The sequence below is a fragment of the Pseudomonas sp. FW300-N1A1 genome (assembly GCF_058789115.1).
Window position 1 is genome coordinate 1 of sequence record NZ_JBYTBK010000031.1, and the last position, 25,741, is coordinate 25,741.

Consider the following 25,741-nt stretch of genomic DNA (forward strand, 5'->3'; position numbering starts at 1 on the left):
CGCAGCCCAGCGGGAGCAAGCTCCCTCGCCACGGGTACTATGTTCGGCTGGTCTTTGGCTTAACTGATCGGCATTAGCCGCAAGGCCCTTTTTCATCGTTACCGCTTAATCATTGCTTGGCTTGTTCACTGCTTGCAGCACGTATTGCGGCAAGGCGAACGCGCCGATGTGAATTTCCGGGTTGTAATAACGGGTGACGATGCCACTGCCAGCGAAACGCTGCTGCAGGGTTTCGCGGGACAGCTTGCGGTAGGCGGTGTTTTTCGCCCCCCAGGCAAAGGTCATGGCACCGCCGATGTAGGTCGGGACGGCCGCTTGATAGAAGTGCCAGTCCGCGAACAGGCTACGCAGGCGACCGGCGGTGGTCTGGACTTCGCCCAGTTGCATGAACGGCGTGCCGTTCTGGGTCACCAGAATACCGCCGTCGTTCAGGCAACGGTGGCAGGCCTGGTAGAAGTTCTCCGAGAACAGGACTTCACCCGGACCAATCGGGTCGGTGGAGTCGGAGATGATCACGTCGAACTTTTCCTGGGTAGTGGCCACGAAACGCATGCCGTCGTCGATCACCAGGTTCAAGCGCGGGTCATCGTAGGCGCCCTTGGAGTGGTTCGGCAGGAATTCCTTGCACATGTCGACCACGGTGCCGTCGATTTCGACCATGGTGATGTGCTCGACGCTGCGGTGCTTGGCCACTTCACGCAGCATGCCACCGTCGCCACCGCCAATGATCAGCACGCGCTTGGCGGTGCCGTGGGCGAGGATCGGTACGTGGGTGAGCATCTCGTGGTAGATGAATTCGTCGGCTTCGGTGGTCTGGATCACACCGTCCAGCGCCATGACCCGGCCCATGCGCGGGTTTTCGAAAATGACCAGGTGCTGGTGCTCGGTACGCACTTCGTGCAGCAGCTTGTCCATGCGAAAACGCTGGCCGTAGCCTTCGTAGAGGGTTTCCAGGTAGTCGTTGGTCGTGTTGGTGCTCATGGGAAGTCCCCCGGTGAATGCTGGTGGCAACGGACGGTTACCCGCCCATGATGGCCAATCGATCAGCTCGATTGGCCAGCAAAGGCGCGCATTCTACGACGCGGAACATGACAGGTCGAACCTTAGTCAGACAGAAGACAATTCCAATGCTTGCGCAGGGGAACTGTGCCGGCTTTGCCAACGCCGTCAGATCCTCACGTTGCCTCTTGGCCCCGCGATAGCCCAGATGATCAGGCCCAGCACCGGCAGGACCAGAATCACCACGACCCAGATGATTTTCGTCCCGGCCCCGACGCTGCTTTTGAACACGTTGAGGATCGCCCAGATATCCAGCGCCAGGATAATCAGGCCAACCAGGCTATTGAAGGTGGAACCCATGGTGTCGCTCCCGAAAGAAGGCATTCCCCCTCAGGATAGCCGGGTCCTGCGAGGGCTCCGTTTTATTGCGCGTTAAACGTGGATCGCCACTTTCAATGCTTCCAGGGACGGCGCCGCGCTGATGCCGGCCTCGGTACACAGTTCCAGTACCCGCTCCACGTCTTTACCGAAGACCAGCACGGCCTGGATCTCGTCATCGAGCGGCTGACTGAGGTTCATCAGGGTGTAGCCGCCGTTTTCCGGGTTCATGCTGCCCATCTGTATCTGGATACGGTTGAGCGCCGTCAGCGCTTCGGTCTTGGCCAGTTGCTTGGGCTTGATGTTGAACGCCACATCCGGGCCGAACGAAGCGACGATCTGGGCGAACAGGTCCATGTAGGTGTCGGCCTGGAACAGCACGGTGTCCGGCAAACTGCCCACCACCACCCACTCACCCAGCGGAATCGGGAAAGTGTCGTCGTAGTTGATATCCGGATTGGCCGCCAGAAAGGCGTCTGGATCGGCGTAAGCCTGGGTGGCTTCGTCGGCGATCTGCACAATCTGCGCCTCGCTCATGCAGCCGGAGCTGATTTTGCTGATGAGTTCGATGAGTGCGGCTTTCATGGCGGATCCTGTGGCGTGGGGAATGTCAGGGCGCGAAGGATAACGCACTCCAAGGCAGATACCGAGACCAGAAGTCAGGGCACCTACCCGTGGCGAGGGAGCTTGCTCCCGCTCGGGTGCGTAGCAGCCGTAAACGGGAACACTCGGAGTGTCAGATACCACCGATTTTCAGAACTCAGGGTAGCTTCGCGCTGGAGCGCCAGCCCGGCCTAGCGGGAGCAGGCTCCCTCACCACAAAATCTCACTCACTCCAGTGAAGTGATCAGCCCAGCAGTTTCTGCAACTGCGCCATGGTGTCGGTCGCGCCCATGGTCCTGGCCGCTTCCAGTGCGGTGATGCCGTTGGCGTCCTTGGCCTTGGGGTCGGCCCCCTGGCTGATCAGGTAGTCGACGATGGCCGGACGGTTGAACATCGCCGCCATCATCAATGCCGTGCGCCCGTCAAAGGATGAACCCTCCACCTCGGCACCACCTTCGACCAGCACCTTGACCATGTCCAGGTCGCCCTTGAAGGCAGCCCCGGCAATCGGGCTTTGGCCATTGTCGTTACGAATTTCCGGATCGGCCTTGTGCTCCAGCAACACTTTCACGGCATCGACATGACCGTGATAGGCGGCCAGCATCAGCAAGGTGTCACCCTTGTGGTTGCGCAGATTCGGTGGCAGGCCCTTGCTCAGCAGTGCGGCGAGCATCGCCGCGTCGCCGTCGCGGGCCTTGTTGAATACCTGTTCGGCAAACTCCGCGGCTTCTTCCGGGGTCATCTGGCGGGATTTGTCTGACATTGGGGGCTCCACATTCGGTCAATCGCAAAGCCGCTAGTGTCCTCAAGCGGCCTTGCACCTGTCACCCCTTTTTTCTCTCCTGCGGCCATAGCCAGAATCAATAACGAAACTTGCCGCCATGGATATCCGCCAACACCTGTTCGGTGACTTGCACATAGGTGTCAGAGCCCGGCAACCAGGCATAGACCGGATCGTCGCCGGTTTTTCCCGGATCGAAGGCTTCGTCCTTGAGGCGGGTCTTCTGGTACTTGAAGGTCCCGGTGGTTTCCATTTTCACTTTCACCCGCAAAAACAACGGCACGGCATACGCCGGCATTTGCGCCCGGGCGAAACTCAGCAACTCGCCAAAATCCAGGGTGGCCAGGGATTCGGCCGGCGTGATGGCCGCCATCCCCGCCCGACCGTTGGTGTTGTGGATTTCCACGCCGTAGGCCACTGCCTCGGCAATATGCGGATGCTGCAGCAGGATGTTTTCGACCTCGGTGGTCGAGACGTTCTCACCCTTCCAACGGTAGGTATCGCCAAGACGGTCGACGAACTGGGCATGGCCGAAGCCGATGTTCCTGAGCAAATCGCCGGTATTGAAGTAGCGGTCGCCCTTTTCAAACACATCATGGAGCACGACCTTCGCGGTTTTCTGCGGGTCGGTGTAACCGTCCAGCGGCGCCTTGTCATCGATCCTTGCCAGCAACAGGCCTTCCCGCCCCTTGCCGACCTTCTGCATGAAGCCCTTGCTGTTGCGGATCGGCGCGCAACCGTCGTGGGCGTATTCGACCAACTCCCAGGACATCAGCGAAAAACCGATGGTGTTGTCAAAATTCAGAATGTTGGTGAAGCCGATGTTGCCGTCACTGGCGGCATACAGTTCACATATGTGGTTGATCCCGAAGCGCTGCTTGAACTCGCTCCAGACGCCGGGGCGCAGGCCGTTGCCGACCATCTTGACCACCGGGTTATCACGGTCGTCGGCGCAGGCCGGTTGATCGATCAGATAACGGCACAACTCACCGACGTAACCGATGGTGGTCGCCCGGTATTTGCGCACATCGTTCCAGAACTGACTGGCGCTGAATTTGCGCCGAATGGCAAAGCCCGACGCGCCATTGATCGCCGAACCCCAGCACACGCACAGCCCCGTGGCGTGGTACAGCGGCAAGGTGCAATAGACGATGTCCCCGGGGGCCATGTCCAGCGCGATCATGCCGAAGCTGGCGGACGAGCGCATCCAGCGACCGTGCTTGAACACGCCGGCCTTGGGCAACCCGGTCGTGCCGGAGGTGTAGATATAGAAGCAAGGGTCGTCGAGGTACACCTGTTGGCTGCTGAGCGGGTTTTCGCTTGAGCCGTCGGCACTGACGCGCATCAGGTTGATGAAGCCGGCTGGCACCTGTCCGGGGTCCCGGGACGTATCCTGGTCAGCCACCCACCAGGTCCTGGCGGCATCGATCGACACCCGGTCACGAATCGCCGAATAAGCCTCGACCAGTTCCCCGCCGACCACGATGGCCACCGGGTTGACCAGATTCACACTGTGCACCAGCGCCTGCTGGGTTTGCGAAGTATTGAGCATGGCACTGATGGCGCCGAGCTTGGCGACGGCCAGTACCGTGACCAGCAGTTCCGGACGGTTCTCGATGAAGATCCCGACCACGTCGCCCTTGCCGATACCCTGGGCATGCAAGTGATGGGCGATCCGGTTGGCCCATTGGTTAGCCTGGGCATAACTGAGGCTGACCGTGCCGTGCAGCAACGCCGGCCCCTCGGGGTTGCGCTGCGTTGCCTGCTCAAAGGTAAACGCCAGGCCGCAGGGCTGGTCCGGCTGTTTGACGTTGGCGACTTTGAGCCCCTTGACCACCCGTGGCAGGGCTTTGACGATGGACGGTAACTTACGGAGCATCATGCCCCAGGTAATCATGTCCTTGTGCGTGCTGCTCATGGTTGCTCCCGTATGACCCACTGCGTCGGGCCTGTTTTGTTATTGTCGGGCGAACATGCATGACGGGGTGTTCGGGGCAACTTCATCCCGGTACGGAAAACGACAGGAAAACCCACGGACGCCTGGCTGCAGGCCAAAAAGTACGCCAGCGGTTCTGTCGCTGTACACGCGGTTTTTGAAATGTTTTGTATCCGGGAGAGCGTCATCGGCAATGACGCGGGAATGAATGACAGCGCCCGCCGCGCTCCGCGCAAAATGCAGGATGCACGATGGCCACTCATGCAAAATGCACGAAACCAAAAATCAGAGAGCTTATTAACCTATTGATTTATAAGAACTTTATAAAAACTGAATGCTGGCACAATCGGTGCACCTATCACTCCACGTGGCCCTTCATGCACACACGGAGCTGATAGACATGGACCTGATCCAAGAGAAGTTTTCCTCGCTGTTCTCCCACTTCGACGTCACGACACAGGAGCGTCCCGATGGCGGCATTTTGCTGACCTTGCGCAGCAGCGACGGCAGAGAGTTCAAGCGTTCGATTTCCTATGCCCAGTTGCATGCCGGCGATCAATTGTCTTGGGCAATCAGCGCCATACGTCGCGACTTGGCCGAGCAGGCCAGTGAGCTGCCACAGATATCCATGCTGCAGAGCCAGCAGCGCTTCGCCTTGCCGACCTATTACTCGGCCTGAGCAGTACCGCTTCCCGTTGGGCGGCCAGGCGTTGCGCCTGGCCGCCCTTTTTACGTCACAGGTGCGCCGGATCGATCTGGGCAAAGGTCGTGACGCTCACATGCCCGGCCAGCTCCCCCCCTTCGCGCACCAGGCCACGGGTGGCCATACCGGCCTCGCGGGCGGCGTCGAGTTCCTGCACGATGTCGGACAGGAACAGGATCTGCGCCGCCTCACAGCCAATGGCCTGGGCAATGCGCTGGTAGGACTGCGCTTCACGCTTGGGGCCGGACGTGGTGTCGAAATAACCGCTGAACAGCGGTGTCAGGTCGCCCGCCTCCGAACAACCGAAGATCAGCTTCTGCGCCTGGATCGATCCCGAGGAATAAACAAACAGTTGATACCCTGCGTCGTGCCAGCGTTTCAGCGCATCCACGGCGTCCGGGTACACGTGCCCCTTCAACTGCCCGGCCTGATAGCCCTGCTCCCAGACCATGCCTTGCAACGCCTTGAGCGGCGTGGCCTTGCGGTCTTCGGCGATCCAGCCCAACAGAATCTCGATGACTCGCTCCACATCGGCATCGGGCTCGGCACTGTCCTGGCGCACCGCGTCCAGCTGTAGAGCCACGTCCGCACGTTGCGCCTGCTGGCGGACAAACGCCGGCAGGTGCTGGGCGGCATAGGGGAACAACACATCGAACACGAAGCTCACCGCACTGGTGGTGCCTTCGATGTCAGTCAGAATGGCTTTGATGGTCATGTGCTCAATCCTCCAGGCGCGGGAAGCGGCCGGCGATGTCGTCGCCGGTGAAGTTGGCCACCCAGCCTTCGGGATTGTTGAACAGACGGATCGCCACGAAGTGCGGGTGTTCGCCCATGTCGAACCAGTGCCGGGTACCGGCCGGGACCGAGATCAGGTCGTTTTTCTCGCACAGCACCGCGTACACGTAGTCGTCGATGTGCAAGGTGAACAGGCCGCGCCCGGCCACGAAAAACCGCACTTCGTCTTCGCCATGCCGGTGTTCTTCAAGGAACTTGGCCCGCAGCTCGGCTTTTTGCGGGTGATCACTGTTCAGGCTGATCACGTCGACGGTGACGTAGCCGCCCTCGGTCATCAGCTGGTCGATCTGCACCTGGTAGGCCGCAATCACCTCTTCCTGGCTCGCGCCGGGCTGGATCTTCGCCGCCGCTTGCCAACGGTCGAAGCGCACACCCTGTTCGGCCAGGGTCGAAGCGATGTCGTCAAAGTGGGTCAGGACCTTGTTTGGCAGGTCAGGACTTGAGACGTGGTAAACAGACAGGCTGCTCATGCGGGCGATTCCTCGTTAGCGGCGCTGCCGTCCGTTTTTCTACAGACCGGTTGGGCAGCGCGGTTCATCAGGCGGTGGGCGACTTCAGTGAAGTCAGCCTTGACGGTGGGTCAGCGAGCGCACTTTCAGCTCGCACTCGAACAGAAATTCAAAAGCCTCGATCTGGCGCAAGGCATCGCTCATGCCGGCACCCCAGGTATAGAGGCCATGCCCGCGAATCAGGTAGCCGACACACTCCGGGTGAGCGTCCAGCCAAGGCTGCACCTTGGCCGCCAGGCGGGCAATGTCCTGATCGTTGTCAAAGATCGGCACCTGCACGCGCGACTCGTGGGTTGAAACGCCGCTGAAGGCTTTTTGCAGTTCGTAGTCTTCAAACTCGATGCAGTCCTGGGGCGTCAGGCGCGACAGCACTGTGGCGTTCACCGAGTGGGTGTGCAGCACCGCGCCGATCTCCGGGCGCCAGCTGTACAGCTGAGTGTGCAGCAGGGTTTCGGCGGACGGCTTCTTGCCCGGTTCCAGGCTGTTGCCCGCCAGATCGGTGGCCAGCACGTCATCCAGGCCCAGTTGGCCTTTATGCTTGCCGGAAACGGTCAACAGCGCTTCGCTGGCCGACAGCCGCGTCGAGTAGTTGCTGCTGGTGGCCGGCGACCAACCGCGGCCATAGAGAAAACGCCCGGCGTCGATGATTTGCTGGGCGAGGTGTTCACGGGTAAGGCTCATGGCCTGTCCTCTTGCATGCGTGTGGCAATGATAACGGCTGCAGCCAGGGCTGCGAGACTGGCAATACTAAAGGTCAAGGTGGCGCCCATGGCGTTCCAGCTGTAACCGGAATACAACGCACCCAATGCACCGCCGATACCGGCCAGTGCCGCGTACAACGCCTGGCCCTGCCCTTGCTGGCGGGCGCCGAAACTACGTTGCACGAAATGGATGGCAGCGGCGTGAAAGCTGCCGAAGGTCGCCGCGTGCAGTATCTGCGCGAACAGCAGCACCCACAAAAATTCCGCGAATGAGCCCAGCAACAACCAGCGCAAGGCCGCCAACAGGAAACTCGCCATCAACACCCGGCGCACCGAGAACCGCGCCAGGATCCGGCTCATGAACAAGAACATCAAGACTTCGGCCACCACGCCCAGGGCCCAGAGCAGGCCGATCACGCCACGGCTGTAGCCCAGATGCTCCAGGTGCAGGGTCAGGAAAGTGTAATAGGGCCCGTGGCTCATCTGCATCAGCGCCACGCACCCGTAAAACGCCAGCACGCCGGGGCTGCGCAGTTGCTTGAGGAAACCCTCCCCGGCCGGGCGATTGCCTTGCGCCGGCTGCGCGTTCGGCACCCACAGGCTGCTGACGACGATCCCGGCCATGATCAGCACCAGCGCCACCGGGTAGATGTCCAGGCTCAGCCACTGGAACAGCCGCCCCAACGCCACCACGGTGATGATGAAGCCGATCGAGCCCCACAAACGGATCTGACTGTAGCGTGCAGCCTGACCCTGCAAATGCGCCAGGGTGATGACTTCGAACTGCGGCAACACCGCGTGCCAGAAAAACGCATGCAGGGCCATGACCATCGCCAGCCAGGCGTAGCTTTTGCTGATGAAAATCAGGGAGAACGTCAGCAGCGTACAGACCGCGCCGAAGCGCACGATGGCCAGGCGCCGGCCGGTGTAGTCACCGAGCCAGCCCCAGATATTGGGCGCGACGCAGCGCATGAGCATCGGAATCGCCACCAGCTCGCCAATGCGCGCAGCGGAAAAACCCAGGTGATCGAAGTACAACGCCAGGAAAGGCGCAGTCGAACCGAGCAAGGCGAAATAGAACAGATAAAAGCTGGAGAGCCGCCAGTACGGGAGTGCCGCCACGGCCATCAGACCGCAGCGACGTCAGGGCATGGCTTCACAGCTGGCCCAGCACCGGAGTGCTGACGCGCACGTCGGCGTTTTGCCCGCGATGGCGCAGCAGGTGGTCCATCAGCACGATCGCCATCATGGCCTCGGCAATCGGTGTAGCACGAATGCCGACGCACGGGTCGTGACGGCCCTTGGTGATGACCTCCACCGGATTGCCGTGGATATCGATCGAACGGCCCGGCGTGGTGATGCTCGACGTGGGCTTGAGGGCTAGGTGCGCAACGATCGGCTGGCCGGACGAAATGCCGCCCAGGATGCCGCCGGCGTTGTTGCTGAGGAACCCTTCAGGGGTCATCTCGTCGCGGTGCTCGGTGCCGCGCTGGGCCACGCTGGCGAAACCGGCGCCGATTTCCACGCCCTTGACCGCGTTGATGCTCATCAGCGCGTGAGCCAGTTCGGCATCGAGACGGTCGAAGATCGGCTCGCCCAGACCCGGCTTCACGCCTTCGGCCACCACGGTGATCTTCGCGCCAACCGAATCCTGGTCGCGGCGCAGTTGATCCATGTACGCCTCGAGCTCGGGCACTTTGTCCGGATCCGGGCTGAAAAAAGCGTTCTGCTCGACCGAGTCCCAGGTCTTGAACGGGATTTCGATCGGGCCCAGCTGGCTCATGTAGCCACGGATCACGATGCCCTGGGTGGCCAGGTATTTCTTGGCAATCGCCCCGGCGGCCACGCGCATGGCGGTTTCGCGGGCGGAACTGCGGCCGCCGCCGCGATAGTCGCGCTCGCCGTATTTGTGGTGGTAGGTGTAGTCGGCGTGGGCCGGGCGGAACAGGTCCTTGATCGCCGAGTAGTCCTTGGACTTCTGGTCGGTGTTGCGGATCAACAGGCCAATGGAGCACCCGGTGGTGCGACCTTCGAACACGCCGGAGAGGATTTCGACTTCGTCGGCTTCCTGACGCTGGGTGGTGTGGCGGCTGGTGCCCGGCTTGCGCCGGTCCAGGTCGCGCTGCAGGTCATCCAGGGACAACTCGAGGCCCGGCGGGCAGCCGTCGACAATGGCGACCAACGCCGGACCATGGCTTTCGCCCGCGGTGGTGACAGTGAACAGCTTGCCGTAGGTATTGCCGGACATGCAGGGCGCTCCGTGAAATCGCTGAACTAAGTGCGCGCCAGTATACGCAGGCTCACCAAGTAGTTCATCCTCGAACCTTATCGGTGCCCGTGAGTCCAACCGACACCTTGTGAATGATGGCGAGATGATGCTTCGAGTAATAGCCTTGAGCCTTACCCTGTTTACCGGCCTGCTTTCCAGTGTGGTCCAGGCCACCGTCCTGCAACGCCCCATCAGCCTGGAGACCGGCAACGGCGAGCTGTTCGGCTCGATGTTGCTGCCAAAATCCGACGCCCCGGTGCCGGTGGTTCTGATCATTTCCGGGTCGGGTCCGACGGATCGCAATGGCAACAACCCGGAAGGCGGCAAAAACGACAGCCTCAAGCGCCTGGCCTGGGTCCTGGCCAAACACAACATCGCCAGCGTGCGCTACGACAAGCGTGGCGTGGCGGCGAGCCTGGCGGCCACCCCGGACGAACGCAACCTGACCCTTGAGGCCTACGTGGCGGACGCCGTGGCCTGGGGCCAGAAACTCAAGACCGACCCGCGCCTGGGGCCGTTGATCCTGCTGGGGCACAGCGAAGGTGCGCTGATTGCCACGCTCGCCGCGCCTCAGGTGGATGCCGCCGGGCTGATCTCCGTGGCCGGCAGTGCCAGGCCGGTGGACCAGATCCTGCGCCAGCAGTTGAGTTACCGCTTGCCCCCGCAACTGATGCTGCGCAGTAACGAACTGCTGGACAGCCTCAAGGCCGGACAGGTGGATGACAATGTCCCGTCCGCCTTGCAAGTGATCTTCCGCCCCAGCGTGCAACCATACCTGATCAGCCTGTTTCGCCAGGACCCGGCCGCGGCCTTCGCCAGGCTGAAAATGCCGGCGCTGATCGTCCAGGGCAGCCACGACATCCAGGTGAGTGTCGGTGATGCACAGATGCTCAAGGCCGCCAAACCCGACGCTGAGTTGGCGGTGATCGAGGGCATGAACCACGTAATGCGTATCGTACCCATCGACGTCAAGCGGCAAGTGGCCTCCTACAAGGACCCGCAACTGCCCCTGGCCGCCGAACTTGGCTCGCGCATCCTCAGCTTTATTGACGGACTTCGTCCCAGTTAAGCCGGTTTTACCCTCCAGTCCTGGAAAAAGCGGCCGATAAGCCGATGTCGACCGTTGATGAACGGTCGACAAGCAGCGCTTGGACAGGACCTCACCGCTATGACTGATACCCAGAATTCACCCGACACCGCGCCAGCAGCAACGGCCACAGAAGCGGTTGAGCTGCCGTGGCCGGACGTCCAGCCCGAGCACCACAGAATGCTGCGCCTGGCGCCGCTGAAAACCGACCGGGCGACCGGCGGGCGGCCATTGCGCTTTGTGGAATTCGGCTACGCCGAGCGCAACAACCACGAACGCAGCCTGCTGCGCATGAGCATCGCCCTGCCCGGCCAGCGGGTACGCAAAGAGCAGAACCACCTGGATGTCTGGGTTGATCACGAGGCCCGACGCGTGCACTTCGAGCCAGCCAACGGCCTGCAGGTCGAGCCGATGAACCGCGGCATTGGCCGCTTCCTGGCGGCTCAGGGCATCACCTGGGCCAAGAAGAAATGGTCGAGCTACACCGTTGACGGTGTCGACCTGAACAACAAGGACGCCCTCAACGAAGACACCCGCCTGCGCCGCGATCACTTCCTGCGGGTACACGGTTTTGATGTGGTCTACGCCGATGCCCAGCATTTGAAAGGCAGCGTCAAGGCCGGCAAGGTCGGCGACCTGCTCGCCGACTGGAACACCGAAAAGCTGCAGTTCGTGGAGATCCTCGAAGCCGCGCAGATGCTGCAGCAAGCCGAGCAGAACCTGGCCGAACAGGAAGTCAAACTGCAAAAGCAGGAAGAGAAAGTCAGCCAGTACAAACGCGAAGACACCGGACTGCGCTTCACCATCACCTGTCTGGTGGCGTTTTCGGTGTTCCAGGCGGGATTGCTGATCTGGATTGCTACGCACCGCTAGAAACCGCTGGTCGCGGTGATTTTTGTGGCGAGGGAGCTTGCTCCCGCTGGGCTGCGCAGCAGCCCCTCTGTCTCAGCAATGAGATAACAGGATTGCGAGCGCTTCGCACTCGAGCGGGAGCAAGCTCCCTCGCCACGTTGACCGTGTTAAATCCTGGCAGCAAACAACGCCTGATGCTCACGGCATTGCTCGGCGCTGAGCATGAACACGCCATGGCCGCCTCGCTCGAAGTCCAGCCAGGCGAAGTCGACTTCCGGGTACAACGCCTCGACGTGCACCTGGCTGTTGCCCACTTCAACGATCAACAAACCTTTCTCGGTCAAGTGATCGGCCGCCTCGGCCAGCATCCGCCGAACCAGGTTCAAGCCATCGTCGCCGCAGGCCAGGCCCAGTTCCGGCTCGTGCTGGTACTCGTCCGGCATATCGGCAAAGTCCTCGGCGTCCACGTAGGGCGGGTTGGACACGATCAGGTCGAAACGCTGCCCGGGCAAACCGTCGAAGCCATCGCCCTGAACGGTGTACACCCGCTCATCGACGCCATGGCGCTCAATGTTCTGATTAGCCACTTCCAGCGCTTCGAACGACAGGTCCGCCAGCACCACTTCGGCCTTCGGGAACTCGTAGGCGCAGGCAATGCCGATGCAGCCGGAACCGGTGCACAGGTCGAGAATGCGCGCCGGTTCAGTGCCCAGCCACGGCGTGAAGCGGTTTTCGATCAGCTCGCCAATCGGCGAACGCGGGATCAAGACACGTTCGTCGACGATGAACGACATGCCACAGAACCAAGCCTCACCCAACAGGTAGGCGGTCGGGATGCGCTCGTCGATACGCCGCTTGAGCAACCGTTGCAGATTGACCAGTTCGTCTTCTTCGAGCGCGCAGTCCAGATAGCTGTCGGCGATTTCCCAGGGCAGGTGCAACGCGCCCAGCACCAACTGTCGGGCTTCGTCCCAGGCGTTGTCGGTCCCATGGCCGAAAAACAGATCCTCCCCATGAAAACGACTGACGGCCCAACGAATATGGTCGCGCAACGTGCGCAGACGGGAAGTGATCACGGGGTAAACTCCTGAAAAAACGACTGGTGATTCTACCAGCCTTGACCGGCACCGACGATGCAAGAAAATCAATGGCGCCGAAGTAGGATTAATCCGTACTTTCAGCTTTTGTATTGAACATCCGCCCGGCTCTTGAGAGTCTGCAGGCCAGCAACGACGGTGCCTACGATGGTAGCGGTTCACATAACCGCTCAGCCAGAGGACAATGGCGCAAAAGCCCCACTCGAAGGAGCCCCCGAATGTCCGTTCCAAAGACGATGTTTCAACTCAGCGGTCGTGGTTACGCGCCAGCCAACCTGGCTCACGCGACGCTGGTGATCATCGATGCCCAGAAAGAGTACCTCAGCGGCCCGTTGGCCCTGTCCGGCATGGATGCTGCCGTCGACAACATCAAGCAACTGCTTGCGGCCGCCCGCTCCGCCGGTCGACCGATCGTGCATGTCCGTCACCTGGGCACCGTCGGTGGCCTATTCGACCCGCAGGGCGAACGCGGTGAGTTCATTCCCGGGATGGAACCCCTGGCCGACGAAACCATCATCGGCAAACTGCTGCCGAGCGCGTTCCACGGCACGCCGCTGGAAAAGCGCCTGCAAGACCTCGGCTCCCTGGACCTGATCGTGTGCGGTTTCATGAGTCATTCCAGCGTCAGCACTACCGTGCGTGCCGCCAAAAACCTGGGCTTTCGCTGCACCCTGGTCGAAGATGCCTGCGCCACCCGGGACCTGCCTTTCAAAGGCGGCGTGCTGAGTGCCGAGCACGTTCAGCAGACCGAAATGGCGATCATGGCGGACAACTTCGCCACCCTGGCGCTGACCAAAGACCTGATCTGATCGCCCTGGAATGAGCGGCCCTTGGCGCCGCTCATCCGCAAAGGTCTCTCATTCCCTATAATTGAATTAGCCTCAGGAACCACCCGGTCATCTCCCGGTCGAAGGGCCGATACCCATTGAGGAAGATCGGAATGAAGATATCCGATGGATTTGACGCTCGCCGCTTGCGACCCAAGGGGCCGCGCAACTGGCGCTTTCGCATCGCCGCAGCCTGCTCTGCCCTGCTCGCCGCGTTCGGCGTGCTGCTGGCAATGGCCGGTGCCGCCAGCCTGTTGGGCCACCCGCCCGCACTGGGTGAACTGAACGCCAGCCCGGCGGGCGCGGCGGTGGTTCTCGGGCTGGGCCTGTTCCTGCTCTACGCAGGCGTTGCACTGTGGCGTCGCTGCCGGCGCCGGATGCGTCAACCCAGCGGGCTGAACATGGCGCCGCACTTGATGAAAAAACATGATTGAGTCGCGCCCACTGCGTTTTGACGCGCCCGATTCACCTCGACTTGGGTAAACTGGCCGCCCTTCGCGGAGGCTGACATGCAAGACGACGATTTTTCCCTGTTCAAAAGCGCGATCCAAGGCGTCAAGCCGATCAAGCACGATCGCGCCGAAACCGGCAAACCCAAGGCTGACCGCGCGCAGATTGCCAAGCTGCGTCAAGCGGCGACCATCCGTACCGACGTTGCCGCGGTAGACGGCCTGTCCGACCAGTTCGTGATCGACGTCGGCCCGGAAGACGAGTTGATGTGGGCGCGTGACGGTGTGCAGGAAAGCCAGATGCGCAAGCTCAAGATCGGGCAGATCCCGTTCGAAGGCAGCCTCGACCTGCATGGCATGAACGTCGAAAAGGCCCGCGAAACACTCTGGGCGTTTCTCGCCGAAGCGACAAAATTCGAAATCCGCTGCGTGCGCGTGACCCACGGCAAGGCTGTCCGCCTGGATGGCAAACGGCCGATGATCAAAAGTCACGTCAACACCTGGCTGCGCCAGCATCCGCAGGTGCTTGGCTTCACCTCCTGCCAGGCCCGACATGGTGGCGCCGGAGCAGTTTATGTGATGCTCAAACGCACCATGATGGAAGGTCGCGACGAGTAAAGCTGACGCGTCGCGCTTGCAGCGCCGTGCCGGCCACCGTACCCTTGCCCTTTGCGTAAAATCCCACAGGTAGTTTCATGTCCCTGGAACAGAATTACACGGCGATCCTCGGCCAGTTGGGCGAGGACGTCTCCCGCGAAGGTCTGCTCGACACGCCCAAGCGTGCCGCCAAAGCCATGCAGTACCTTTGCCGCGGTTATGAACAATCGCTTGAAGAAGTCACCAACGGTGCCTTGTTCAGCTCCGACAACAGCGAAATGGTGCTGGTCAAGGACATCGAGCTCTACTCGTTGTGCGAACACCACCTGCTGCCTTTCATCGGCAAGGCGCATGTCGCTTACATTCCGAGTGGCAAGGTACTGGGCCTGTCGAAAGTCGCGCGGATCGTCGATATGTACGCCCGCCGCCTGCAGATCCAGGAAAACCTCAGCCGCCAGATCGCCGATGCGGTCCAGCAGGTCACCGGTGCCCTGGGCGTTGCCGTCGTGATCGAAGCCAAACACATGTGCATGATGATGCGCGGTGTGGAGAAACAGAACTCGACGATGATCACTTCGGTAATGCTCGGCGAGTTCCGCGAAAACGCGGCCACCCGCAGCGAGTTTCTCAGCCTGATCAAGTAACGCGCAGCACGAAGAAAACCGGCATTCATCGCCGGTTTTTTTTCGCCTGCGAAAAATCAGGTAAGCTGCGCGCCTTTCTACTTCGCCCCGTGAGGCTTGTCCCGTGTTAGTCAAAGCGCTTCGTGTCGGCCTCGGCCAGCTGATCATCTTCATCGATTTCGTCACCCGCCCAAGCAAGAAGCAGCGCCCGGCTGCCGCTCAAGCCCAGGTCGAGAAGGCCGCCAAAGGCCTGACCCTGTATCAGTTCCACGCCTGCCCGTTCTGCGTGAAAACCCGCCGCACCCTGCGCCGCCTGAATGTGCCGGTGGCCCTGCGTGATGCGAAGAACAACGAACAGGATCGCCAGGCCCTGCTGGATCAAGGCGGCAAGATCAAGGTGCCGTGCCTGCGTATCGAAGAAAACGGCCAGACCACCTGGATGTATGAGTCCAAGGTGATCATCGAGTATCTGGACAAGCGATTCGCGGCAGCCTGATAACGCTGCGGTGCACTGACGTCTGCGGGAATCGGCCGGACGGCCCGGACACCGCACATTTCAGACAACAATAAACCGGTCCGTTGGCCTAATGCCGGTCAGTTAAGAAAAACAAAGCCGAACACGAAACCCGTGGCGAGGGAGCTTGCTCCCGCTGGGCTGCGTAGCAGCCCCAAAAGAGGGCCGCTTTGCGCCCCAGCGGGAGCAAGCTCCCTCGCCACGGTCCTATGTTCGGCTGGTCTTTGACTTAACTGATCGGCATTAGCCCTTTGGCCGGTTTATTCGTTTCCGCCCTCCCCTCAGCCGCCTGCGCAGCCTGGGCCTGGCGCCGGGGAAAACACCAGCATCGATAGACTGAGCATTTCTGACGCCTGTTCTGGCGCTTTCGCGGGCACCGAAGCGCCGCCCGCCCCCACAGCAAACACGTCTAGACCGGCGATATATCCCTATTGCCGATCTTTTCGTCGACAAAATCAAAAACATTATTTGCTTTCTTTGTATACAAAAGCATAATTCGCTTCGTGCGAGTTCCTGACCTAATAGTCAACAAATTCGCAAGTGCCTCAAAGAGCCGCTGCCCTCCTTGCGTGTCCGGCTCTGGAAATAACAATAAAACTCTTGAGGAGTACTCGCTGTGGAAAGCCGCAAATCCGAAGCATCGACGCTGGATCTCTCGCCGCCTTTACGCACTGGCTGGCTGGAGCGCCTGTTTAAACTCAGCTTGCATGGCACCACGGTGAAGACCGAGCTGATAGCAGGTCTTACTACCTTCATCACCATGGCCTACATCATTTTCGTCAACCCCAACATCATGGCCGATGCGGGGATTGACCACGGCGCCGCCTTCGTCGCGACCTGTATCGCCGCGGCACTCGGTTGCCTGCTGATGGGCCTGTACGCCAACTGGCCGGTCGGCCTGGCGCCGGGCATGGGCTTGAACGCATTCTTCACCTACACCGTGGTCGGCACCATGGGCTACAACTGGGAAACCGCACTGGGCGCAGTGTTCGTGTCCGGTGTGTTGTTCATGATTCTGACGTTCTCCCGGATCCGTGAATGGCTGCTCAACAGTATTCCGGTCAGCCTGCGCTTCGCCATGGGTGCCGGTGTGGGCCTGTTTCTCGGGCTGATCGGTTTGAAAACCGCCGGCATCGTTGTCGACAGCCCGGCGACCTTGATCAAACTCGGCTCCCTGCGCGAGCCCGGCCCGCTGCTCGCGGCCATCTGCTTCCTGATGATCGCCGTACTGAGCTACCACCGCGTGTTCGGTGCAATCCTCATCAGTATCATCACTGTGACCCTGGCCGGCTGGGGCCTGGGCCTGGTGCATTACGAAGGGATCATGTCCGCTCCACCCAGCCTGGCCCCGACCTGGATGGCCATGAACGTTGCCGGCGTGTTCAACGTCAGCATGATCAGCGTGGTGCTGGCGTTCCTCTTCGTGCACATGTTCGACACCGCCGGTACCCTGATGGGCGTGGCCCAGCGTGCCAATCTGGTCGGTGAAGACGGCAAGATCGAAAACCTCTCCCGAGCCATGAAAGCCGACAGTGCTTCCAGCGTATTTGGCGCGGTGGTCGGTGTGCCGCCAGTCACCAGCTATGTAGAAAGCGCCGCGGGCGTGGCTGCGGGTGGTCGGACAGGTCTTACCGCGGTAACCGTTGGCGTGCTATTTATTGCGGCGATGTTCTTCGCACCGCTGGCCGGGATGATTCCCGCCTACGCCACCGCTGGCGCACTGATTTATGTGGCGATGCTGATGATGGGCGGCATGGAGCACATCAAATGGAGCGATGCCACCGACAGCATTCCAGCGATCGTCACCGCAATCATGATGCCGCTGACCTTTTCGGTAGCCGATGGTATCGCCCTGGGCTTTATCACCTACGTGGTGCTCAAGGCCGGTACCGGTAAACACAAGGAAATCTCGGTCAGCCTGTGGGTCCTGTGCGCGATCTTCATCGCCAAGTTCATTTTCTTGTAGGTAGGACGCACTGTCGGCTGCGGCGAAACGCTCGCAGCCTGGTGCTTTAAACGCCTCACCCGGTCGGGTGGGGCTTTTGCACATAAGGAGGAAAGTAATGAGTCTGGAAACCTGGCTGCTGTTCAGCGGCGCTGCCCTGGTGGTCATCCTGATCCCGGGCCCCTTGTCGTTGCTGATGATCAGCAACAGCCTGAATTACGGCTTGCGCCGTTCCTACCCGGCGTTTCTCGGCGGGGTGTTCGCCTCGATCTGCCTGTTGAGCGCATCGGCGCTGGGCCTCGGCGCCCTGCTGCTGGCATCGGAGCAACTGTTCAGCGCCCTGAAGATTGTCGGTGCGCTGTACCTGTTCTACCTCGCCTGGCAAAGCTGGCAGCAGTCACGGCAACCGGCTCACGCCACTGAAGTCCCGCAAGCGGCAGCGGTCCCGCGCTTTCGGGCGCTGTTCGGACGCGCGTTTGTACTGGGCGCGAGCAATCCGAAGGACATCCTGTTTTTTGCCGCCTTCCTGCCGCAGTTCCTCACGGCGCAACAACCCTTCCTGCCGCAGTTGCTGATCATGATCCTTACCTGGACCGTGCTCGACCTGTGCTGCAAGCTGGCCTACGGCCTGGGTGCCCACGGCGCGGCGCACTACCTGCGGAGCGGCAAGGGTCAGAGCTGGTTCAACCGGGTCAGTGCCGGGTTGTTCAGCGGAGCGGGTGCTGCATCGCTGTTGAGCCGCTAAGAGCATCGTTGGCAAGCCAACGCCTACAGGACCTGTGCAATACCTGTAGAGCTGGCTTGCCAGCAAAAGCGACGGTCCAGGCACTACATTTCCACAGACGAAAAAAAGCCCGCAGTGTGAGCGGGCGAAAGACCAAAGAAGCTTTTTGCGCAGATTCTTGGGGGAGATCTAGCTTCCTCTGTAGGTCGAATAGCTATACGGCGAGATCAGCAACGGCACATGGTAGTGATCCTGCTCTGCCGAGATGCCGAAGCGCAGCACCACCACATCCAGAAACGCAGGTTCCGGCAGCTGCACACCACGAGCGCGGTAGTAGTCGCCGGCATGAAACTGCAGCTGATAGACCCCGGAGCGGTAGTCATCGCCTTGCAACAAAGGCGCATCGCAACGGCCGTCGCTGTTGGTCAGTGCGCTGGCGACCAATTCCAGCTGCGAACCTTCAACGCGGTACAACTCGACCTTGATCGAGCTGCCCGGGCAACCGTGTGCTGCGTCCAAAACGTGTGTAGTCAAACGTCCCATTGATTCTGCGCGCCTGCTTGCATGCACAGCAGCCAGGCTTCGCGCCTCCCGGAGTCAGTTAAAAAGGAGACCGCACCCTTTCGGAGTACCGAAAGCGGCGGCGAGCGACTGATTAAGACACTTTTCAAAAAAATTGTACACAATAAAAACGACATTTTTCTACGCACCCCGACCAACCGGGCTTTCATACCAATCATCCGCCAAACCATGCGCTGCAACGACCCATCATCTAATAGCTGACCACTCAGGCAGGTTTATTGCAGTACCACCTGAAGATGACAGTTGGTGAAAAATGCAAAAATTCAGGCTTACAAAGCGCACATAAAGTTGTATACAATCATTCCATCGCTGTGACGTCAGCCTGTCACCTCACCACCAGGCCGCCACACCACCCTTATCGCGAATAAGCAAACTCGAACAAGAAGGAAGACTGCAGTGAGCGCTGATTACCCACGCGACCTGATCGGTTACGGCAGTAACCCTCCCCACCCACACTGGCCGGGCAATGCCCGCATCGCCCTGTCCTTCGTGCTCAATTACGAGGAAGGTGGCGAGCGCAACATCCTGCACGGTGATAAGGAGTCGGAAGCCTTCCTCTCGGAAATGGTCTCGGCGCAGCCGCTGCAAGGCGCGCGCAACATGAGCATGGAATCCTTGTACGAGTATGGCAGCCGTGCCGGCGTCTGGCGGATCCTGAAACTGTTCAAGGAATTCGACATTCCACTGACCGTCTTCGCCGTCGCCATGGCCGCCCAGCGCCATCCAGACGTGATCCGCGCCATGGTCGAGGCCGGTCACGAAATCTGCAGCCACGGCTACCGCTGGATCGACTACCAGTACATGGACGAAGCGCAAGAGCGCGAGCACATGCTCGAAGCCATCCGCATCCTCACCGAAATCACCGGCGAGCGTCCGTTGGGCTGGTACACCGGTCGTACCGGCCCCAACACCCGCAAGCTGGTGATGGAAGAAGGCGGTTTCCTCTACGACTGCGACACCTACGACGACGACCTGCCCTACTGGGAACCGAACAACCCGACTGGCAAGCCGCACCTGGTGATCCCGTACACCCTGGACACCAACGACATGCGCTTTACCCAGGTCCAGGGTTTCAACAAGGGCGACGACTTCTTCGAATACCTCAAGGACGCCTTCGATGTGCTGTACGCCGAAGGTGCCGAGGCCCCGAAGATGCTCTCGATCGGCCTGCACTGCCGCCTGATCGGCCGTCCGGCGCGCCTGGCCTCGCTCAAGCGTTTTCTCGAATACGCTAGAAGTCATGAACAGGTGTGGTTCAGCCGTCGCGTTGACATCGCTCGTCACTGGCATGAAACCCACCCGTACCAAGGGCCTGCACAATGAGCCACTTCCAAACCCTGAAGCCATCGACCCTGAGCCGCGACGCGTTCGTCAATGCCTTCGCCGATATCTATGAACACTCGCCATGGGTCGCCGAAAAGGCCTTCGACCTGGGCCAGGACGCTTCGATCGACGAGATCGAAACCCTGCACCAGCGCATGAGCGACATCCTGTTGAGCGCCGATCATGACCGCCAGTTGGCCCTGATCAACGCTCACCCGGACCTGGCAGGCCGTGCGGCCGTCCAGGGCCAATTGACCGAAGCCAGCACCAATGAACAAGCCGGCGCCGGTATCCACCAATGCACGGCCGAAGAGTTTCAACGCTTCACCGAGCTGAACGATGCCTACAAAGCCAAGTTCAAGTTTCCCTTCATCATGGCGGTAAAAGGCAGCAACCGGCATCAGATCCTCGCAGCGTTCGAAACGCGCATCCACAACCCGGTCGACATCGAGTTCAAATGCGCGCTGGCGGAGATCAACAAGATCGCCCTGTTCCGATTACTGACCCTATAGCAAGCCTGGCCCTCGTGAATTCATGAACGCCGAATTCACTCCGGGCCCTGCAAGCATCCCAAGCCACTTACTTAAAGGCAGACAAGAAGAATGAAAGCTTACGCCGTACCTTTCGAGAAGTTCGTCAACCTGGCCGACGCCCGTCTGGGCACCAAAATCATCTCGGTCACCGATGACTGGTTCGCCGATGCCAACCGTCTGTTCCAGCCGACCCCGGCCGTATGGAAGGAGGGCGTGTTCGATGACAACGGCAAGTGGATGGACGGCTGGGAGTCGCGCCGCAAGCGCTTCGAAGGCTACGACAGCGCGGTGATCCGCCTGGGCGTACCGGGCTCGATCAAGGGCGTGGACATCGATACTTCATTCTTCACCGGCAACTTCCCGCCGTCTGCCTCCCTGGAAGCCTGCTTCCTGGCGAGCGGCGAGCCGAACGAAAGCACCCAGTGGGTTGAAGTGCTGTCGGCCGTCGAGTTGCAAGGCAACAGCCACCACTACCACGAAATCAACAACGACCAGGCGTTCAGCCACCTGCGCTTCAACATCTACCCGGACGGTGGCGTAGCCCGTCTGCGCGTGTATGGCGTTCCGTTCCGCGACTGGTCGGCGGTGGGCGACAACGAGCAGGTTGACCTGGCTGCCGCCCTGAACGGCGGTCGCGCCCTGGCCTGCTCCGATGAACACTTTGGCCGCATGAGCAACATCCTCAACCCGGGCCGTGGCATCAACATGGGCGATGGCTGGGAAACCGCCCGTCGTCGCACCCCGGGCAATGACTGGGTCATCGTCGCGCTGGGCCATCCGGGCGAGATCGAAAAAATCGTCGTCGACACCCTGCACTTCAAGGGCAACTACCCGGACACCTGCTCGATCCAGGGCGCGTTCGTCAAGGGCGGCACCGACAGCCAGATCGAAACCCAGTCGCTGTTCTGGCGTGAACTGCTGCCAAGCCAGAAGCTGGAAATGCACGCCGAACACACCTTCGCCGAGCAGATCAAGGCCCTGGGCCCGATCACCCACATCCGCCTGAACGTGTTCCCGGACGGTGGTGTGAGTCGCCTGCGCGTACTGGGCAAGGTCGCCAAGTAAGCACTGAACCTGTGGCGAGGGAGCTTGCTCCCGCTGGGCTGCGAAGCGGCCCCAAAAAAACGGGAGCGCTGCGCACTCCAGCGGGAGCAAGCTCCCTCGCCACAAACAGCAGAACAGACAACAACGAATTCAAGGTAAGAAGACCAGCATGCGCACATTGACGATTGAACCGCTGACCAAAGAAGCCTTCGCCCCTTTCGGTGACGTCATCGAAACCGACGGCAGCGATCACTTCATGATCAACAACGGTTCGACCATGCGCTTTCACAAACTGGCGACGGTCGAAACCGCCACGCCAGAGGATAAGGCGATCATCAGCATCTTCCGCGCCGACGCGCAGGACATGCCGCTGACCGTCTGCATGCTGGAGCGCCATCCGCTGGGCAGCCAGGCTTTCATTCCGCTGCTCGGCAACCCCTTTCTGATCGTGGTCGCGCCACTTGGCGATGAACCTGTATCAGGCTTGGTCCGCGCCTTCGTCACCAACGGCAGGCAGGGCATTAATTACCATCGCGGCGTCTGGCACCACCCGGTGCTGACGATCGAAAAGCGGGATGACTTCCTGGTGGTTGATCGCAGTGGCACAGGCAATAACTGCGATGAGCATTTTTTCAAAGAGGATGAGCGTTTGATCCTTGCCCCCCACCAATAAGAGAAGGTCTGATCACTCGATAACAGAGTGACAGGCGAGAGGTAAAGACTGTGGAAGCACATCTGTTGGAATGGCTGAACCTGAGCGTGCGCTGGGTTCACATGATCACTGGCGTGGCCTGGATCGGCGCGTCGTTCTATTTCGTCTGGCTGGAGAACAACCTCAACCGGGTCAACCCGAAGAGCGGCCTGGCCGGCGATCTCTGGGCGATTCACGGTGGAGGGATCTACCACCTGGAAAAATACAAGCTGGCTCCACCGACCATGCCGGACAACCTGCACTGGTTCAAATGGGAAGCCTACTTCACCTGGTTATCGGGGGTCGCACTGCTGTGCGTGGTGTTCTACTCCAACCCGACCCTGTACCTGCTGGCCCCAGGCAGCAGCCTGAGCGGTCCTGAAGGGGTACTGCTGGGCCTCGGCTCGCTGTTCGTCGGCTGGTTCGTCTACTCCTTCCTGTGCGACTCGGCCCTGGGCAAACGCCCTGCCCTGCTAGGTGGGATCCTGTTCGTACTGATCATCGGCGCAGCCTACGGCTTCAGCAAAGTGTTCAGTGGTCGGGGTGCCTACCTGCACGTTGGCGCCATCATCGGCACCATCATGGTGGGTAACGTGTTCCGCATCATCATGCCGGCTCAGCGTGCCCTGGTAGCGGCGATCGCCGAGAACCGCACGCCGGATCCAGCCCTGCCGGCCAAAGGCCTGCTGCGTTCGCGTCACAACAACTACTTCACCTTGCCGGTGCTGTTCATCATGATCAGCAACCACTTCCCGAGCACCTACGGCAGCCAGTACAACTGGTTGATCCTGGCCGGGATCGCCGTGTTGGCCGTGTTGGTACGCCATTACTTCAACACCCGTCACGACAGCCACAAGTTTGCCTGGACCCTGCCGGTGGCAGCCGTGGGCATGATCAGCCTGGCGTACGTCACCGGTCCTGCGCCGATGATGAACCCCGACGTGGCCAAGTCTGCGGCGAAGATCGAGTACCAGCCGCTGCCGGAAACCGCTGTCGGTGGTGGCGCGAAACCCGCTGAAGCCGCACCAGCCGTTGCCCCTGCGCCGGAGCCGACCCAGGCATCGAATGCAGGCCCTGCCTTCGACAAGGTGCACAGCGTGATCCAGGAACGTTGCTCGGTCTGCCACTCGGCCAAGCCCACCAGCCCGCTGTTCAGCGCGGCACCGGCTGGCGTGATGTTCGATACCCCGGAACAGATCCGCCAGAACGCCGCGCGCATTCAGGCCCAGGCCGTGGCCACCCAGATCATGCCACTGGGCAACATCACCCAGATGACCCAGCAGGAGCGTGACCTGATCGGCGCCTGGATCGCACAGGGCGCGCGGACCAAATAAATGCAGCAAAAGCCCGTGATTAGCGTAATGCGGTTCAGTTAAGAAACGCTTGAAGCGAGTGAGAGACTCGTGGCGAGCGAGCTTGCTCGCGCTGGGGCGCGAAGCGCACCCAACAAAGTGACTGCGGTCTTTCTGAACGAACTCGGCGATAGTTTTTGGGGCTGCTGCGCAGCCCAGCGCGAGCAAGCTCGCTCGCCACGGGGATGTATTGAGCAACCCTATCGTTAACTGAACAGCATTACGTGATTAGCGGGCTTTTGTGGCGAGGGAGCCTGCTCCCTCGCCACAAGAAATGATGCAAAGACAGTGGCTCGCACCCCCGCCGCTGTTCAATCACAAGAATAAAAAAGATCCGAGGTGTTGCATGTCCGTGTCACCCGAAGCGCGCATCCCCGACGCACCCGCCATTCAGCGATTGCCTGTGTTGCAACTGATCCTGGTGGGTCTGCAACATGTTCTGCTGATGTACGGCGGAGCCATTGCGGTTCCGCTGATCATCGGACAGGCCGCCGGCCTGAGTCGTGAGGAAATCGCCTTCCTGATCAATGCCGACCTGCTCGTCGCCGGTATTGCCACCATCGTGCAATCCCTGGGGATAGGCCCCATGGGGATCCGCATGCCGGTGATGATGGGCGCCAGTTTCGCCGCCGTCGGCAGCATGGTGGCCATGGCCGGCATGCCTGGTATAGGTCTGCAGGGAATCTTCGGCGCAACCATCGCCGCCGGGTTCTTCGGCATGCTCATCGCACCGTTCATGTCCAAAGTGGTGCGCCTCTTCCCTCCCCTGGTGACCGGCACCGTCATCACCTCGATCGGTTTGTCGCTGTTCCCCGTCGCCGTCAACTGGGCCGGTGGTGGCAATGCCGCGGCAGAGTTTGGCTCTCCGGTTTACCTGGCCATCGCCGCCCTGGTACTGGGCACCATCCTGTTGATCCACCGCTTCATGCGCGGTTTCTGGGTCAACATTTCGGTGCTGATCGGCATGGGCCTGGGCTACATCCTCTGCGGCCTGATCGGCATGGTCGACCTCAGTGGCATGGCCCAGGCTCCCTGGGTTCAGGTGGTCACGCCGCTGCACTTTGGCATGCCGCAGTTCCACCTGGCGCCGATCCTGTCGATGTGCCTGGTGGTGGTGATCATTTTCGTCGAATCCACCGGGATGTTCCTGGCGCTGGGCAAGATCACTGGCCAGGAAGTTTGCCCCCGCATGCTGCGCCGCGGCTTGCTGTGTGATGCCGGCGCTTCCTTCTTTGCCGGCTTCCTCAACACCTTTACCCACTCCTCGTTCGCCCAGAACATCGGCCTGGTGCAGATGACAGGCGTGCGTTGCCGCTCGGTGACCATCGTCGCCGGCGGGTTGCTGATTCTGCTGAGCCTGCTGCCCAAAGCGGCCTTTCTGGTCGCCTCGATTCCACCGGCGGTACTCGGCGGCGCGGCGATTGCCATGTTCGGCATGGTCGCGGCCACCGGGATCAAGATACTCCAGGAAGCCGACATCGCCGACCGTCGCAATCAACTGCTGGTCGCGGTGAGTATCGGCATGGGCCTGATTCCCGTGGTTCGCCCGGAATTCTTTGCTCACCTGCCATTGTGGATGAGCCCGATCACCCACAGCGGCATTGCCATGGCCACCCTCAGCGCACTGACGCTGAACCTGTTGTTCAACATCCTCGGCGGTAGCGAACGCGCGGCCATCAACGATTGTCACGCAAACGCCCATTGATCGATTGACGGGCGGCGCAATGGCCGCCCTTTTCACCGCTCGACCCGCAAGACGACGTACACGCATGACAGGCAGACCGGCAGCCGATCCGGTCGCAGTCGGCGGCTGCCTGCGCTTTAAAA

At 60.8% G+C, this 25,741-nt stretch carries 28 protein-coding genes; 16 read left to right on the plus strand and 12 right to left on the minus strand.

Annotation, left to right across the window (positions count from 1 at the left end):
• Positions 1 to 105: 105 nt before the first annotated feature.
• The 5 genes from speE to AC3WQN_RS19135 all read right to left on the minus strand — a co-directional run bounded on the left by speE (position 106) and on the right by AC3WQN_RS19135 (position 4,679).
• A complete protein-coding gene (gene speE / locus AC3WQN_RS19115) occupies positions 106 to 981 on the minus strand; it encodes a polyamine aminopropyltransferase (protein WP_103400780.1) in 876 nt (291 codons plus the stop codon).
• A gap of 186 nt (positions 982 to 1,167) precedes the next feature.
• Positions 1,168 to 1,359 (minus strand): PLDc N-terminal domain-containing protein, encoded by a 192-nt coding sequence (locus AC3WQN_RS19120; protein ID WP_103400779.1) that lies wholly within the window; start codon positions 1,357 to 1,359, stop codon positions 1,168 to 1,170.
• Positions 1,360 to 1,431: 72 nt separating this feature from the next.
• The gene (locus tag AC3WQN_RS19125) at positions 1,432 to 1,962 is read right to left on the minus strand and encodes a hypothetical protein (protein WP_103400778.1); all 531 of its coding nucleotides are present in this window, start codon (positions 1,960 to 1,962) and stop codon (positions 1,432 to 1,434) included.
• Positions 1,963 to 2,224: 262 nt separating this feature from the next.
• On the minus strand, positions 2,225 to 2,743 hold the full coding sequence (locus AC3WQN_RS19130; RefSeq protein ID WP_103400777.1) for an ankyrin repeat domain-containing protein: 519 nt from the start codon (positions 2,741 to 2,743) through the stop codon (positions 2,225 to 2,227).
• Positions 2,744 to 2,840: 97 nt separating this feature from the next.
• On the minus strand, positions 2,841 to 4,679 hold the full coding sequence (locus tag AC3WQN_RS19135) for a long-chain-acyl-CoA synthetase (protein ID WP_103400776.1): 1,839 nt from the start codon (positions 4,677 to 4,679) through the stop codon (positions 2,841 to 2,843).
• 418 nt (positions 4,680 to 5,097) lie between these two features.
• Here AC3WQN_RS19135 and AC3WQN_RS19140 point away from each other — a divergent pair, with 418 nt between their 5' ends.
• Positions 5,098 to 5,376 carry a DUF3509 domain-containing protein gene (locus AC3WQN_RS19140; protein WP_095078337.1) on the plus strand — a complete coding sequence of 93 codons (279 nt, stop codon included), beginning with the start codon at positions 5,098 to 5,100 and terminating at the stop codon, positions 5,374 to 5,376.
• Positions 5,377 to 5,431: 55 nt separating this feature from the next.
• Here the strand turns inward: AC3WQN_RS19140 and mtnC are convergent, their stop codons facing one another.
• The 5 genes from mtnC to aroC all read right to left on the minus strand — a co-directional run bounded on the left by mtnC (position 5,432) and on the right by aroC (position 9,653).
• A complete protein-coding gene (gene mtnC / locus AC3WQN_RS19145; protein WP_095078338.1) occupies positions 5,432 to 6,115 on the minus strand; it encodes an acireductone synthase in 684 nt (227 codons plus the stop codon).
• Between the two features lie 4 nt (positions 6,116 to 6,119).
• Positions 6,120 to 6,665: a 1,2-dihydroxy-3-keto-5-methylthiopentene dioxygenase gene (locus tag AC3WQN_RS19150; protein ID WP_095143948.1), complete on the minus strand. Its 546-nt coding sequence runs from the start codon at positions 6,663 to 6,665 to the stop codon at positions 6,120 to 6,122.
• Positions 6,666 to 6,758: 93 nt separating this feature from the next.
• Entirely contained in the window at positions 6,759 to 7,385 is a 627-nt protein-coding gene (locus tag AC3WQN_RS19155; RefSeq protein ID WP_103400775.1) for a methylthioribulose 1-phosphate dehydratase, read from the minus strand.
• Complete coding sequence (locus AC3WQN_RS19160; protein WP_178081914.1) at positions 7,382 to 8,533, minus strand: MFS transporter; 1,152 nt, start codon at positions 8,531 to 8,533, stop codon at positions 7,382 to 7,384. The genes AC3WQN_RS19155 and AC3WQN_RS19160 overlap by 4 nt, the downstream gene beginning before the upstream one ends.
• 28 nt (positions 8,534 to 8,561) lie before the next feature.
• A complete protein-coding gene (gene aroC, locus AC3WQN_RS19165; RefSeq protein WP_095143950.1) occupies positions 8,562 to 9,653 on the minus strand; it encodes a chorismate synthase in 1,092 nt (363 codons plus the stop codon).
• 79 nt (positions 9,654 to 9,732) lie between these two features.
• Between aroC and AC3WQN_RS19170 the strand changes: the two genes are divergently transcribed.
• A complete protein-coding gene (locus tag AC3WQN_RS19170) occupies positions 9,733 to 10,743 on the plus strand; it encodes an alpha/beta hydrolase (protein WP_103400774.1) in 1,011 nt (336 codons plus the stop codon).
• 99 nt (positions 10,744 to 10,842) lie between these two features.
• A complete protein-coding gene (locus tag AC3WQN_RS19175; protein ID WP_103400773.1) occupies positions 10,843 to 11,634 on the plus strand; it encodes a hypothetical protein in 792 nt (263 codons plus the stop codon).
• Positions 11,635 to 11,780: 146 nt separating this feature from the next.
• Here the strand turns inward: AC3WQN_RS19175 and prmB are convergent, their stop codons facing one another.
• Positions 11,781 to 12,689: a 50S ribosomal protein L3 N(5)-glutamine methyltransferase gene (gene prmB / locus AC3WQN_RS19180; protein WP_095078344.1), complete on the minus strand. Its 909-nt coding sequence runs from the start codon at positions 12,687 to 12,689 to the stop codon at positions 11,781 to 11,783.
• 239 nt (positions 12,690 to 12,928) lie between these two features.
• Between prmB and AC3WQN_RS19185 the strand changes: the two genes are divergently transcribed.
• The 7 genes from AC3WQN_RS19185 (at position 12,929) to AC3WQN_RS19215 (ending at position 18,410) form a co-directional block, all read left to right on the plus strand.
• Positions 12,929 to 13,519 (plus strand): cysteine hydrolase family protein, encoded by a 591-nt coding sequence (locus AC3WQN_RS19185; protein ID WP_095078345.1) that lies wholly within the window; start codon positions 12,929 to 12,931, stop codon positions 13,517 to 13,519.
• A gap of 131 nt (positions 13,520 to 13,650) precedes the next feature.
• The gene (locus AC3WQN_RS19190; RefSeq protein WP_103400772.1) at positions 13,651 to 13,971 is read left to right on the plus strand and encodes a hypothetical protein; all 321 of its coding nucleotides are present in this window, start codon (positions 13,651 to 13,653) and stop codon (positions 13,969 to 13,971) included.
• Positions 13,972 to 14,046: 75 nt separating this feature from the next.
• Positions 14,047 to 14,604, plus strand: a complete 558-nt coding sequence (locus tag AC3WQN_RS19195; RefSeq protein ID WP_095078347.1) for a Smr/MutS family protein — start codon at positions 14,047 to 14,049, stop codon at positions 14,602 to 14,604.
• 77 nt (positions 14,605 to 14,681) lie between these two features.
• Positions 14,682 to 15,227, plus strand: a complete 546-nt coding sequence (folE, locus tag AC3WQN_RS19200) for a GTP cyclohydrolase I FolE (protein ID WP_095078348.1) — start codon at positions 14,682 to 14,684, stop codon at positions 15,225 to 15,227.
• Positions 15,228 to 15,330: 103 nt separating this feature from the next.
• Complete coding sequence (locus AC3WQN_RS19205; RefSeq protein ID WP_103400771.1) at positions 15,331 to 15,702, plus strand: glutathione S-transferase N-terminal domain-containing protein; 372 nt, start codon at positions 15,331 to 15,333, stop codon at positions 15,700 to 15,702.
• Between the two features lie 634 nt (positions 15,703 to 16,336).
• A complete protein-coding gene (locus AC3WQN_RS19210) occupies positions 16,337 to 17,686 on the plus strand; it encodes an NCS2 family permease (protein ID WP_095078350.1) in 1,350 nt (449 codons plus the stop codon).
• 97 nt (positions 17,687 to 17,783) lie between these two features.
• A complete protein-coding gene (locus tag AC3WQN_RS19215; RefSeq protein WP_103400770.1) occupies positions 17,784 to 18,410 on the plus strand; it encodes a LysE family translocator in 627 nt (208 codons plus the stop codon).
• Positions 18,411 to 18,578: 168 nt separating this feature from the next.
• On the opposite strand, the gene uraH is transcribed toward AC3WQN_RS19215, so the two are convergent.
• Positions 18,579 to 18,959, minus strand: coding sequence for a hydroxyisourate hydrolase (uraH, locus tag AC3WQN_RS19220; protein WP_178081913.1), 381 nt, complete (start codon positions 18,957 to 18,959; stop codon positions 18,579 to 18,581).
• Between the two features lie 408 nt (positions 18,960 to 19,367).
• On the opposite strand from uraH, the gene puuE reads away from it, so the two are divergent.
• The 6 genes from puuE (at position 19,368) to AC3WQN_RS19250 (ending at position 25,619) form a co-directional block, all read left to right on the plus strand.
• Positions 19,368 to 20,294, plus strand: a complete 927-nt coding sequence (gene puuE, locus AC3WQN_RS19225; RefSeq protein ID WP_103400769.1) for an allantoinase PuuE — start codon at positions 19,368 to 19,370, stop codon at positions 20,292 to 20,294.
• Positions 20,291 to 20,806: a 2-oxo-4-hydroxy-4-carboxy-5-ureidoimidazoline decarboxylase gene (gene uraD / locus AC3WQN_RS19230; protein WP_103400768.1), complete on the plus strand. Its 516-nt coding sequence runs from the start codon at positions 20,291 to 20,293 to the stop codon at positions 20,804 to 20,806. The genes puuE and uraD overlap by 4 nt, the downstream gene beginning before the upstream one ends.
• A gap of 90 nt (positions 20,807 to 20,896) precedes the next feature.
• A complete protein-coding gene (gene alc, locus AC3WQN_RS19235; protein WP_095078355.1) occupies positions 20,897 to 21,892 on the plus strand; it encodes an allantoicase in 996 nt (331 codons plus the stop codon).
• 148 nt (positions 21,893 to 22,040) lie between these two features.
• Positions 22,041 to 22,544, plus strand: coding sequence for an ureidoglycolate lyase (locus AC3WQN_RS19240; RefSeq protein ID WP_007898831.1), 504 nt, complete (start codon positions 22,041 to 22,043; stop codon positions 22,542 to 22,544).
• Between the two features lie 50 nt (positions 22,545 to 22,594).
• Positions 22,595 to 23,896 carry a urate hydroxylase PuuD gene (locus tag AC3WQN_RS19245; protein WP_103400767.1) on the plus strand — a complete coding sequence of 434 codons (1,302 nt, stop codon included), beginning with the start codon at positions 22,595 to 22,597 and terminating at the stop codon, positions 23,894 to 23,896.
• A 364-nt stretch (positions 23,897 to 24,260) separates the two neighbouring features.
• Positions 24,261 to 25,619 (plus strand): nucleobase:cation symporter-2 family protein, encoded by a 1,359-nt coding sequence (locus AC3WQN_RS19250; RefSeq protein WP_103400766.1) that lies wholly within the window; start codon positions 24,261 to 24,263, stop codon positions 25,617 to 25,619.
• The last annotated feature ends 122 nt before the right edge of the window (positions 25,620 to 25,741 follow it).